The organism is Hansschlegelia beijingensis, from assembly GCF_045505405.1.
Taxonomy (GTDB): domain Bacteria; phylum Pseudomonadota; class Alphaproteobacteria; order Rhizobiales; family Methylopilaceae; genus Methylopila; species Methylopila beijingensis_A.
Genome location: NZ_JBJKEX010000090.1, coordinates 1 through 9,955 on the forward strand (window position 1 = coordinate 1; position 9,955 = coordinate 9,955).

Sequence of the window (9,955 nt, forward strand, 5' to 3'; positions counted from 1 at the left end):
TGAAGGATCTTGGCGTCGAGCACCGGAGAGGCGCGGTCCATCTTCACCCGCGAAGCCATGACGTCCGGCATGCTGCGGCTCTATCGCGACGCGCTGGCTGATCCGGGCCACGTCGGAGCTGCCGCATGAAGATCATCTACTTCACGCATTCGCTGCGATCCTGCTGGAACCACGGCAACGCGCATTTCGTGCGGGGCGTGCTGCGCGAGCTCGCCGCGGCGGGCCATCAGGTGCGGGCGCTCGAGCCCGAGAACCCGTGGAGTGTGCAGAACCTGGTCGCCGATCACGGCCAGGATGGCTTCGCACCGTTCTTCGACGCCTATCCGGAGCTCGCCTTCGAAACCTATCCGGACGAGCCCGACCTCACCGCGCTGACGGACGGCGCCGATCTCGTGCTCGTCCATGAGTGGAACGAGCCGTCGCTCGTCAACGCGCTCGGAGGGCTGCGCGGCCGCGGGGCGCGGTTCACGCTGCTGTTCCACGACACCCACCACCGCATGGCGAGCGAGCCGGACGCGATGCGGCGCTACCGCCTCGACGATTACGACGGGGTGCTGGCCTTCGGCGCGAGCCTCGCGGAGGCCTATGGGCGGCTCGGCTGGGGCCGCCGCGCCTTCGTCTGGCACGAGGCGGCCGACACCCGCCTGTTCCGCCCGCCGGCTGATGAGGGCGAGCGCCACGGGCTGGTGTGGATCGGGAACTGGGGCGATGACGAGCGCAGCGACGAACTCCGCCGCTTCTTGCTGAGACCCGCCGCGGCGGCTGGAGCCTCCCTCGACGTCTACGGCGTCCGCTACCCGGCTGACGCCCTCGCGGAGCTCTCCCGGCACGGCGCGCGCCACCATGGCTGGCTCGCGAATCCCCGCGCGCCGGAGGTCTACGCCCGCCACCTCGCGACGGTGCACGTCCCGCGCCGGCTCTATGTCGAGAGCCTGCCCGGCATCCCCACGATCCGCGTCTTCGAGGCGCTCGCCTGCGGCGCGCCGCTCCTGTCGGCGCCCTGGGAGGACAGCGAAGGCCTGTTCGAGCCGGGCCGCGATTTCCTCGTCGCGAACGACGAAGCCGAGATGACCACCCACATGAGGGCCGTTCAGCACGATCCCGAGCTTCGCCGGAAGCTCGCCCGCAACGGCCTTGCCGCGATCCGCGCGCGGCACACCTGCCGGCATCGCGCCGATGAGCTCCTCGGCTTCGTGGCCGAGCTCAGCGCATCCCAGATCGAGAGTGCGACCGCATGAAGATCGCGTTCTACGGCTCTAGCCTGCTGTCCTCCTACTGGAACGGAGCGGCGACCTATTACAGGGGCGTGCTGTCCGCCCTTGCCCGGCGCGGCCACGAGATCGTCTTCTACGAGCCGGACGCCTTCGATCGGCAGGCGCATCGCGACATCGAGCCGCCGGATTGGGCGAAGGTCGTGGTGTGGCCGGCGACCTCCGAGGGGCTGCGGGCGGTCGTGGCGGAAGCCCAGGAGGCGGACGTCGTGGTCAAGGCGAGCGGCGTCGGCGTGTTCGACGACGAGCTGGTCGCGCAGACGATGCGGGCCGCTCGGCCCGACGCGTTGCGCATCTTCTGGGACGTCGATGCGCCCGCCACGCTCGCCGAGATCCGGTCGCGACCCAAGCACCCGATCTCGGAAGCGTTCGACGAGATCGACCTGGTGCTGACCTATGGCGGCGGCGACCCGGTGGTGAACGCCTATGAGAGCCTAGGCGCCCGGCGCTGCGTCCCGGTCTACAATGCGCTCGACCCGTCCTCGCATCATCCGGTCCCGCCGGATCCGCGCTTCGCCTGCGACCTCGCCTTCCTGGGCAATCGGCTGCCCGACCGCGAGGCCAGGGTCGAGACCTTCTTCCTCGAGCCCGCCGCGCGCCTGCCGGAGCGCGCCTTCCTGCTCGGCGGATCGGGCTGGGAGCACCGCTCGCTGCCCGCGAACGTCCGCCATCTCGGCCACGTCTATACGCGCGACCACAACGCCTTCAACGTGACGCCGCGGGCGGTCCTGAACATCGCCCGCGACAGCATGGCGGCGACGGGCTTCTCGCCGGCGACGCGGGTGTTCGAGGCGGCCGGGGCCGGCGCCTGCCTGATCACAGACGCCTGGGAGGGACTGGAGCTGTTCCTCGAGCCGGACGAGGAGGTGCTGGTGGCGCGCGACGGCGCGGACGTCGCCGAGCATGTCGCGAGCCTCACCCGCGAGCGCGCGGAGGCGATCGGTCAGCGGGCGCTGCGCCGTGTTCTGGGCGAGCACACCTATGAGCGGCGCGGGGACCAGGTGGACGCGCTGCTCCGGCGGGAGATCGCCGCCAAACGGGAGAAGAACGCCGCATGAGCCCGCGTCCGCTCGACATCGTCGTTCTCGGCCTCAGCCTCTCCTCCTCCTGGGGAAACGGACACGCGACGACGTTCCGGGCGCTGCTGAAGGCGCTGGGCGCGCGCGGGCATCGCGTCCTGTTTCTCGAGCGCGACCAGCCCTGGTATGCGAGCCATCGCGACCTGACCGACCCGGCCTATTGCGAGCTTGCGCTGTACGACGGCGTGGGGGAGCTCGACCGCTGGCGTGACCGCATCGCCGGCGCGGACGCCGTGATGGTCGGCTCCTACGTGCCCGAGGGCGTCGAGGTGGCGGGTCGGGTCCGGGAGCTCGTGCGCGGCGCCTGTCTGTTCTACGACATCGACACGCCGGTCACGCTGGCGGCGGTCGACGAGGGGCGCTGCGCCTATCTCACGCCAGAAACCATCCAGCTGTTCGACGTCTATCTGTCCTTCACGGGCGGGCCGACGCTGCGGCGGCTCGAACGCGACTACGGCGCGCGCGCCGCGCGGCCGCTCTACTGCTCCGTGGACCCGGAAGCGTTCGCGCCGCGCGAAACGCCGAAGCGGTGGGACCTCAGCTATCTCGGCACCTACAGCCCGGACCGGCAGCCGAAGCTGGAGACGCTTCTGCTCGAGGCCGCGCGCCGCGCGCCGGACCTGCGGTTCGCGGTCGCCGGCTCGAGCTACCCGGACGACGTTGATTGGCCGGCGAACGTCGAGTGGATCCCGCATCTCGCGCCACCCGAGCTGCCGGGCTTCTATGCTGCGAGCCGCTTCACCCTGAACCTGACCCGAGCCGACATGACAGCGGCCGGCTACAGCCCCAGCGTGCGGCTGTTCGAGGCCGCTGCGACCGGCTGCCCGGTGGTTTCCGACAATTGGGCCGGGCTCGACGAGCTGTTCCGGCCGGACCAGGAAATCGTCATCGCCGGGAGCGCGGACGACGTGCTGCGCGCGGTGCGGGAGTGGCCGGCCGAACGCGTGGCGGAACTCGCTGCCGCGGCGCGCTCCAGAGTGCTAGACGGGCACACCGCGGACCATCGCGCGCGCGAGTTCGAGGCCTATGTGGACGAGGCGCTGCACGCGCGGAGCGACGCCGGCGAAGTCGAAGGCGCCGCGCGCAGCCTCGCGGTGGGAGCGTGACGATGCGGAACGTGCGGACGGGCGGCAAGACGGCGGTCGTCGCGGGAGGCGCGGGATTTCTGGGCTCGCATCTGTGCGACCGGCTGATCGCCGACGGCGCCCGCGTGATCTGCATTGACAGCATGCTGACCGGGCGGCCCGAGAACCTCCGGCAATTCGAGCGCGAGCCGCGCTTCACGCTCATCGAGGCCGACATCATCGATCCCCTGCCGCAGCGGCTGACGGCCGGCCGTGACCCGATCGACGAGATCTTCAACCTCGCCTGCGCGGCCTCGCCGCCGCACTACCAGGCGGACCCCGAGCACACGATGCTGACGAGCGTCCTCGGGACCCATCAGCTGCTGGGGCTCGCGGCCGGCAAGGGCGCGCGCTTCATGCTCGCGTCGACCAGCGAGGTCTATGGCGATCCGGACGTCCATCCGCAGCCCGAGACCTACCGCGGCAACGTCAATCCGATCGGTCCGCGCGCCTGCTACGACGAGGGAAAGCGCGCCGCCGAGAGCCTTGCCTCCGACGCGGTCCGGGCGCGCCGGGTCGACGCCCGCATCGCGCGCATCTTCAACACCTATGGCCCGCGTATGCAGCCGGACGACGGCCGGGTCGTGTCGAACGTCATCTGCCAGGCGCTCAGCAGCCGCGACATCACCGTCTACGGTTCGGGCGAGCAGACGCGCTCTTTCTGCTACGTCTCCGACCTGATCGAGGGCTTCATCCGGCTGATGGCCTGCGAGAAGGAGCTGCCCGGCCCGATCAACCTCGGCAATCCGCAGGAGCTGACGGTCAACGAGCTGGTGCGGCTCGTGCTCGCCCATCTCGGGACCGACAGCGTCGTCACGACCAGGCCGCTCCCGGTCGACGATCCGCGCAGGCGGCGGCCTGACATCACCCGGGCCCAGACTTATCTCGGCTGGTCGCCGACCGTGACACTGGAGGCTGGTCTCGCCGCGACCTGCGCCTATTTCGTCGAACGATCCGCCGAGCTGCGCAAGCGGCCGGCGGAGGCGGCGCTGAACGACGCGGTCGAAGCGGGGCTACTCTAGCGGGGTCCTCTCGGGGCGGAGGTTCTGGGAATGCTGAAGCCGGTGCACTTCACAGAGAACAGGGACGGCGTCGAGGCTGGCTGGTGGGCCGTGGACGAGGTCGGCACGCCGGTGTTCGGGCCCTTCCCGAGCCGCGAAGCCGTCCTGATTCATATCGCCGCGAAGCGCGGCGCGGATCAGATCGCCGACGACGGCGCCAGCTGAACCCGGCCGGAACGATTTGAAGTTTGGCGAATTCCTCTTCCGAAGGCGCCGCGAGGCGCGCATCTGGAGGAGGCTCCGATGGCCGAACAAGCCGATCCGAACGTAAACCACCGCCCGGCGGTCGCCGATCTTCGGCGGACGGTGGACGAGCTCACCCACAGGGTCAGCCGCATCAATGGCCGGCCGCGGCACATGTCCCACCGACTGTTCGAAGACGATGACGATCTCGCCACGACCGTGCGGGCCGGCGCCACGCGCGCGCGGGAGACGGTAGGGCAGCATCCCGGTCTGGCCGCGCTGGGCCTCGCCGCCGCGGCCGGCGCCGTGATCGCGATCGCGATGTATTCGAAGGAGCGCCAGCGCTCGTCCCGCTTCTGGTGGGACTGAGCCGAGGAGGAGCCGTCATGCCTGCAAAGTCCAAGGCGCAGCAGAAGGCCGCCGGCGCGGCGCTATCGGCCAAGCGCGGAGACACCAAGAAGAGCGACCTGAAGGGCGCGTCGCGCTCGATGGCCGATTCAATGTCGGAGAAGCAGCTTCACGAGCTCGCCTCCACCGACCGCAAAGGCAAACCCGAGCACGCTTCCAAGTCACGTTAAAGTCCTGATCGCGCAGGCTGTTGGCCTCTACCGCGACATCAGCTCCGTTTCGGGAACAAATTCCCTGCCGAAGCGTTGTTCTTGTGCCCAGAAACTGGAGGAACCAAGCCCATGATGAAACGGATCACCCTCGCCGCCGCCGCCTCCGCCCTGATGATCGGCGGAGCTTTCGCCCAGTCCACGGAAATGAAGCAGCCGCAGGAGCCGTCGACGGTCGACAAGGGCTCGGCCACGGGCTCCGAGAACACCACGCCGAAGACGACGGGCGCGATGAACAACGTGGCCCCCGACGTGGCGACCAATCCGCAGGAAATCCAGAAGCAGCAGGCGGATCAGGACGCGCGGCGCGGCGGCGGGGCCGAGAAGCCCCACGACCAGAGCAAGTAATCCGCGAGAGCTGTCCGCGAACGCGGACAGCGACCCGGAGCAAGGCGGCCGCCAGCAGCGCGCCGCCTTTTTTCGTTCCGGCGTCAGGCGATCAGACCGGTGATCCAGTAGCTCGCCGCGGCGATCAAGGCGGCGGCCGGCAGGGTCAGGACCCAGGCGATGACGATGTTGCTCGCCACGGCCCATCTGACGGCCGAGGTCCGCTTCGCCGCGCCCACGCCGACGATCGCGCCCGTGATGGTGTGCGTGGTGGAGACCGGGATGCCCATCCAGGTGGCCATGAACAGCGTCAACGCGCCGCCGGTCTCCGCGCAGAAGCCCTGCATCGGCACCAGGCGGGTGATGCGGGATCCCATGGTGTGGACGATGCGCCAGCCGCCGCAGAGCGTGCCGAGCGCCATGGCGGCCTGACAGGTCAGGACGACCCAGAGCGGGATGTGGAACTCGCCGCCGAGATGGCCCTGCGAGTAGAGCAGCACGGCGATGATGCCCATCGTCTTCTGCGCGTCGTTGCCGCCGTGGCCGAGCGAATAGAGCGAGGCCGAGACGAACTGCAGCCGACGGAACTCGCGGTCCACCACGAACGGGCTCTGGCGCACGACCACCCAGGAGACCAGGAGCACCAGCGCGAGCGCCAGGATGAAGCCCACCAGAGGCGAGACCACGATCGCCGCCATGGTCTTGCCCAGGCCGGTCCACACGATCACGCTGAAGCCCGCCTTGGCGAGCGCCGCCCCGACGAGGCCGCCGATCAGCGCGTGCGAGCTGCTCGACGGGATGCCCAGCGCCCAGGTGATCAGATTCCAGGCGATCGCTCCGATCAGGGCGCAGAAGATCACCCTCGGATCGACGATCGAGGCGTCCACGATGCCTGTTCCGATGGTCTGCGCGACGTGCAGCCCGAAGAACAGGAAGGCGATGAAGTTGAAGAACGCCGCCCACGCCACCGCATAGCGCGGGCTCAGCACGCGCGTGGAGACGATGGTGGCGATGGAGTTGGCCGCGTCGTGCAGGCCGTTCAGGAAGTCGAAGAGCAGCGCCACCCCGATCAGTCCGATCAGGAGTGGCAGGGCGAGCGTCGCGGCCTCCGTCATGGGGCGCTCAGACGTTTTCGATCATGATGCCGCTGATCTCGTTCGCGACGTCCTCGAAGCGGTCCACCACCTCCTCGAGATGGCTGTAGATCTTGCTGCCGATGAAGAAGTCGAGGGCGTGGGCGTTGTCGCGCCCGCAGGACTGGAACAGCTTCTTCAGCCCCTGGTCGTGCAGATCGTCCGAGCGGCCCTCGACGCGGGTGACCTGCTCGGTCAGCTCGCCGATCCGGGTCGCGTGCTTGGCGATGCCGTTCAGCAGGGGCACCGCCTCGGCGGTGAGCTTCGCGGCCTCGATCACCGTGCCGCCCATCTCCTGCATCAGCGGGTCGAAGCTGCGGAGCTCGTAGAGCGTGATGGCCTTGGCGGTCTTGTTCATCTGGTCGATGGCGTCGTCCATCGACTGGATGAGGTCCTTGATGTCGCCGCGGTCAAAGGGGGTGATGAAGCTGCGGCGCACGATGTGGAGCACCTCGCTGGTGATATCGTCGGCCTCTTGCTCAAGACGAACGATCTCGGCGCAGTAGCGGGGCACCTCGTCCCCGCCCCTGAGCAGGCCCTGCAGCGCCTCGGCGCCGGCGACCAGCGTCTGCGCCTGGCGCTCGAACAGGTCGAAGAACCGGTCCTCGCGGGGCATTAATTTCCGGAACGCGCTCAGCATCACCTTCGGCCTCTCGTCGGTCGCCGCCAGGGAGAGTTCGGGTCCGAGGACCCGGGCGTCCGGCTCGCTTGGCAGGTGAAGGAAAACGCAGGCCCTGTCCAGTGGCCGGCCAGGGCGCCGGGCAGGAACCTTCACATTCCCGTCATGCGCTGTGGCGCCTATGCGACGCGCCGGCGCCCCTCAGGCCGCGGACTCGCGCTCCCAGTATCCCACTACCATGTGGCGGTCGCGGGCCAGCTTCCAGGCCGAGCGGAGATGCGAGCGGATCGCCTTGGCGGTCCCGTACTCACAGGCGACCCAGGCATAGGGGTCGTGGCCCTCAGGCCGCGCCACGGAGGCGACGGCGCCGGTCAGCGGCGAGGCCTCCGCGGGAGCGGCGGAGCGATGCAGCCACCGGATTTCGAAGCCGGCGGGCGCCTTCAGGCGAACCTCCTCGCCTGGCCCGTCCACCTCGATCAGCGCAGCGCCGCGGGCCTCCGACGGCATAAGCTCGAGGGTGCGGGCGATCGCCGGGAGCGCGGTCTCGTCGCCCGCCAGCAGGGTCCAGGCGGACTGCGGCGCCATCTTGCCGACAGGGCCTCCAGCGGATCGCGCTCGCGCCCGGGGAGAGCAAGACGGTCACCTTCTCGATCCGGACCGAGGACTTCGCGTACTGGCTCTCGGACGATCGCTTCGCCGCGACCGCCGGGCCGGTCGAGGTGATGACCGGCCCGAACGCCGCCGACGTGCGGACGGGCGTCTTCGACTACAGGCCGCCGAGGGACGCTGAGCTCAGTTCAGCCGGAACTCGGCCCTCACCGGCTGGAAGTCCGCCGGGCCGATGAGCGCCTTGTGCGCCACCCTGACCGAGTGCAGGACGCCCTCGAGCTCCTTGCGCCACCAGTCCAGAAAGCGCCGAAGAACCGGAAACTCGGGGGCCTGGTCGTAGTCCTGCCAGAGGAAGGACTGCAGCAGCTTCGGATGATCGGGCATGCGGTAAAGGATCTCCGCGGTGATCAGCCCGTAACCCTGCATCTGAAGTTCGAAATCCGCACTCGCCCGCTGGACGCTCGACTTGGGGAACTCACGCTCGCTCATCGCATGCTCCATCGCCTCGCGGCGCGGTTGCCGAAGCGCCGCAGCCTCAGTGTGTTATGCGACTCACTTTCATGACAATCGAAATGCGGGTAATAGCCTTGTGATTCCAGTTGTTTAGCAGCATGCACGGATGGCTGCTGCCAGCGGCCGGCGGCGGCGGACGGATCCGTTCCGAGCTCTCGCGCGTATGGCAGGACGCCCGCCGCATCGGCGGCCGTGACGCGAGCGCAGCGGGATGATCTCCAAGCGGCTGATCCTTGTTTTCGTGATCGCGGCCGCGCCGGATCTCGCGGCGGCGCAGAGCTGTCTGCGGGACTGCGTCAACGGCCGGATCAGCGCCACCGCGAGCGACGTCGAGATCAAGGACGCCGCGCTCGCCTGCCGCCAGACCTGCGAGGACGGGGCGCGCGCGGCGCTGGAGCGCGACGGGCTGCTGGAGAAGTCCGCCAACTGCTCCGCCGAACCGCTTTCGATCGAGGACCTGCGCAAGGTCAGGGCCGCGAGCCCGTCCTTCTACGTGCAGTCCAACGTGTTCATCTGGGACGCCCGGAACCCGTTCGCCAACCGTGTGTTGACGAAGATCGAGGTGTCGACCCAGAACCTCGACCTCAATGACGTCGGGTTCACCGGCGCGGGGCTCGTGCCGCCTTCGGGCGAAGGCGCGTTCGTGATCCCGGGATTCTACGACGGCTACCCGGCCGTCCGCTTCGCCGCCAGGGTGCAAAAGATCTGGGCCTGCAGGATCAGATGAGCCGTCTCTTCACGATCGGATATGAGGGCGCTACCCCCAATGCGCTGGCCGACGCGCTGGCGAACGCCGGCGTCGAGACGCTGATCGACGTGCGCGCGGTGGCGAACTCCCGCCGCCCCGGCTTCTCGAAGCGGGCGCTTGCGGCCGGGCTCGAGGAGCGCGGCGTCGGCTATCTGCACATGCGGGCGCTCGGGACCCCGGCGGACGGCCGCGCCGCCTCGCGCTCAGGGCGCTACGACGACATGCGCCGGATCTACGAAGCCCATCTCCAGACCGAGGCCGCCAAAGACGAGCTGACTGCGCTCGAGCAGCTGGTCCGGACGGGCAAGCGGCTCTGCCTGCTGTGCTTCGAGCGCGAGCCCGAGCACTGCCATCGGCTGATGATCGCCGAGCGCGTCGAAGCCGCGGACGCGGACGTCGCTATCGAGCATCTGCACCCGCTGCCGGCGACCTTCGAGCGGCCCTGAGCCGCCTCAGCCCAGCGCGCGGACCGCCGCCAGCGCCTCCGGCGTGTCGACGTCGATCAGCGCGCCGTCATCCGCCTCGACCTCGCGCGCCGTCTCGCTCTGCTCCGCGAGCAGATGGCGTCCGCCGGCGTCGCCCTCGATCGCGCACAGGGCGGCGAAGAAGCGCCGCCCCCAGAGAACGGGATTGCCGCGCCGGCCGTCGCGGACCGGCGCCACCACATGCGC

At 69.5% G+C, this 9,955-nt stretch carries 16 protein-coding genes; 11 read left to right on the forward strand and 5 right to left on the reverse strand.

Annotated elements, in window-relative coordinates; all coding sequences use genetic code 11:
* Positions 1–125: 125 nt before the first annotated feature.
* The 8 genes from ACIKT0_RS07990 to ACIKT0_RS08025 all read left to right on the forward strand — a co-directional run bounded on the left by ACIKT0_RS07990 (position 126) and on the right by ACIKT0_RS08025 (position 5,683).
* On the forward strand, positions 126–1,238 hold the full coding sequence (locus ACIKT0_RS07990; RefSeq protein ID WP_407104828.1) for a CgeB family protein: 1,113 nt from the start codon (positions 126–128) through the stop codon (positions 1,236–1,238).
* A complete protein-coding gene (locus ACIKT0_RS07995) occupies positions 1,235–2,329 on the forward strand; it encodes a CgeB family protein (RefSeq protein WP_407104829.1) in 1,095 nt (364 codons plus the stop codon). Before ACIKT0_RS07990 ends, ACIKT0_RS07995 begins: the two co-directional genes overlap by 4 nt.
* Complete coding sequence (locus tag ACIKT0_RS08000; protein ID WP_407104830.1) at positions 2,326–3,456, forward strand: CgeB family protein; 1,131 nt, start codon at positions 2,326–2,328, stop codon at positions 3,454–3,456. The genes ACIKT0_RS07995 and ACIKT0_RS08000 overlap by 4 nt, the downstream gene beginning before the upstream one ends.
* A gap of 2 nt (positions 3,457–3,458) precedes the next feature.
* Complete coding sequence (locus tag ACIKT0_RS08005) at positions 3,459–4,496, forward strand: UDP-glucuronic acid decarboxylase family protein (protein WP_407104831.1); 1,038 nt, start codon at positions 3,459–3,461, stop codon at positions 4,494–4,496.
* A gap of 30 nt (positions 4,497–4,526) precedes the next feature.
* Entirely contained in the window at positions 4,527–4,700 is a 174-nt protein-coding gene (locus tag ACIKT0_RS08010) for a hypothetical protein (protein WP_407104832.1), read from the forward strand.
* 78 nt (positions 4,701–4,778) lie between these two features.
* Positions 4,779–5,087 (forward strand): hypothetical protein, encoded by a 309-nt coding sequence (locus ACIKT0_RS08015; protein WP_407104833.1) that lies wholly within the window; start codon positions 4,779–4,781, stop codon positions 5,085–5,087.
* 17 nt (positions 5,088–5,104) lie between these two features.
* Entirely contained in the window at positions 5,105–5,296 is a 192-nt protein-coding gene (locus ACIKT0_RS08020) for a DUF3008 family protein (RefSeq protein WP_407104834.1), read from the forward strand.
* 111 nt (positions 5,297–5,407) lie between these two features.
* Positions 5,408–5,683 (forward strand): hypothetical protein, encoded by a 276-nt coding sequence (locus ACIKT0_RS08025; RefSeq protein ID WP_407104835.1) that lies wholly within the window; start codon positions 5,408–5,410, stop codon positions 5,681–5,683.
* A gap of 83 nt (positions 5,684–5,766) precedes the next feature.
* Here the strand turns inward: ACIKT0_RS08025 and ACIKT0_RS08030 are convergent, their stop codons facing one another.
* The 3 genes from ACIKT0_RS08030 to ACIKT0_RS08040 form a co-directional block, all read right to left on the reverse strand.
* A complete protein-coding gene (locus ACIKT0_RS08030; protein WP_407104836.1) occupies positions 5,767–6,777 on the reverse strand; it encodes an inorganic phosphate transporter in 1,011 nt (336 codons plus the stop codon).
* A gap of 7 nt (positions 6,778–6,784) precedes the next feature.
* Positions 6,785–7,435: a DUF47 domain-containing protein gene (locus ACIKT0_RS08035; protein WP_407104837.1), complete on the reverse strand. Its 651-nt coding sequence runs from the start codon at positions 7,433–7,435 to the stop codon at positions 6,785–6,787.
* A 180-nt stretch (positions 7,436–7,615) separates the two neighbouring features.
* Positions 7,616–7,999 (reverse strand): siderophore-interacting protein, encoded by a 384-nt coding sequence (locus tag ACIKT0_RS08040; protein WP_407104838.1) that lies wholly within the window; start codon positions 7,997–7,999, stop codon positions 7,616–7,618.
* 23 nt (positions 8,000–8,022) lie between these two features.
* Here ACIKT0_RS08040 and ACIKT0_RS08045 point away from each other — a divergent pair, with 23 nt between their 5' ends.
* The gene (locus tag ACIKT0_RS08045; RefSeq protein ID WP_407104843.1) at positions 8,023–8,259 is read left to right on the forward strand and encodes a fibronectin type III-like domain-contianing protein; all 237 of its coding nucleotides are present in this window, start codon (positions 8,023–8,025) and stop codon (positions 8,257–8,259) included.
* On the opposite strand, the gene ACIKT0_RS08050 is transcribed toward ACIKT0_RS08045, so the two are convergent.
* Positions 8,207–8,512 carry an usg protein gene (locus tag ACIKT0_RS08050; RefSeq protein WP_407104839.1) on the reverse strand — a complete coding sequence of 102 codons (306 nt, stop codon included), beginning with the start codon at positions 8,510–8,512 and terminating at the stop codon, positions 8,207–8,209. The genes ACIKT0_RS08045 and ACIKT0_RS08050 overlap by 53 nt on opposite strands.
* Before the next feature lie 235 nt (positions 8,513–8,747).
* Here ACIKT0_RS08050 and ACIKT0_RS08055 point away from each other — a divergent pair, with 235 nt between their 5' ends.
* Entirely contained in the window at positions 8,748–9,263 is a 516-nt protein-coding gene (locus ACIKT0_RS08055; RefSeq protein WP_407104840.1) for a hypothetical protein, read from the forward strand.
* A complete protein-coding gene (locus ACIKT0_RS08060) occupies positions 9,260–9,730 on the forward strand; it encodes a DUF488 domain-containing protein (protein WP_407104841.1) in 471 nt (156 codons plus the stop codon). The genes ACIKT0_RS08055 and ACIKT0_RS08060 overlap by 4 nt, the downstream gene beginning before the upstream one ends.
* Before the next feature lie 6 nt (positions 9,731–9,736).
* On the opposite strand, the gene ACIKT0_RS08065 is transcribed toward ACIKT0_RS08060, so the two are convergent.
* Positions 9,737–9,955 (reverse strand): NTP transferase domain-containing protein (locus ACIKT0_RS08065; RefSeq protein ID WP_407104842.1); only part of this gene is annotated, 219 nt, incomplete at its 5' end.

What these genes read in the sequence shown, in the direction of transcription:
- ACIKT0_RS07990 (WP_407104828.1), top strand. Translation starts at nt 126, where the DNA reads ATGAAGATCATCTACTTCACGCATTCGCTGCGATCCTGCTGGAACCAC.
- ACIKT0_RS08010 (WP_407104832.1), top strand. Translation starts at nt 4,527, where the DNA reads ATGCTGAAGCCGGTGCACTTCACAGAGAACAGGGACGGCGTCGAGGCT.
- ACIKT0_RS08005 (WP_407104831.1), top strand. Translation starts at nt 3,459, where the DNA reads ATGCGGAACGTGCGGACGGGCGGCAAGACGGCGGTCGTCGCGGGAGGC.
- ACIKT0_RS08000 (WP_407104830.1), top strand. Translation starts at nt 2,326, where the DNA reads ATGAGCCCGCGTCCGCTCGACATCGTCGTTCTCGGCCTCAGCCTCTCC.
- ACIKT0_RS08015 (WP_407104833.1), top strand. Translation starts at nt 4,779, where the DNA reads ATGGCCGAACAAGCCGATCCGAACGTAAACCACCGCCCGGCGGTCGCC.
- ACIKT0_RS08040 (WP_407104838.1), bottom strand. Translation starts at nt 7,999, where the DNA reads ATGGCGCCGCAGTCCGCCTGGACCCTGCTGGCGGGCGACGAGACCGCG.
- ACIKT0_RS08050 (WP_407104839.1), bottom strand. Translation starts at nt 8,512, where the DNA reads ATGAGCGAGCGTGAGTTCCCCAAGTCGAGCGTCCAGCGGGCGAGTGCG.
- ACIKT0_RS08025 (WP_407104835.1), top strand. Translation starts at nt 5,408, where the DNA reads ATGATGAAACGGATCACCCTCGCCGCCGCCGCCTCCGCCCTGATGATC.
- ACIKT0_RS08035 (WP_407104837.1), bottom strand. Translation starts at nt 7,435, where the DNA reads ATGCTGAGCGCGTTCCGGAAATTAATGCCCCGCGAGGACCGGTTCTTC.
- ACIKT0_RS08020 (WP_407104834.1), top strand. Translation starts at nt 5,105, where the DNA reads ATGCCTGCAAAGTCCAAGGCGCAGCAGAAGGCCGCCGGCGCGGCGCTA.
- ACIKT0_RS07995 (WP_407104829.1), top strand. Translation starts at nt 1,235, where the DNA reads ATGAAGATCGCGTTCTACGGCTCTAGCCTGCTGTCCTCCTACTGGAAC.
- ACIKT0_RS08030 (WP_407104836.1), bottom strand. Translation starts at nt 6,777, where the DNA reads ATGACGGAGGCCGCGACGCTCGCCCTGCCACTCCTGATCGGACTGATC.
- ACIKT0_RS08060 (WP_407104841.1), top strand. Translation starts at nt 9,260, where the DNA reads ATGAGCCGTCTCTTCACGATCGGATATGAGGGCGCTACCCCCAATGCG.
- ACIKT0_RS08055 (WP_407104840.1), top strand. Translation starts at nt 8,748, where the DNA reads ATGATCTCCAAGCGGCTGATCCTTGTTTTCGTGATCGCGGCCGCGCCG.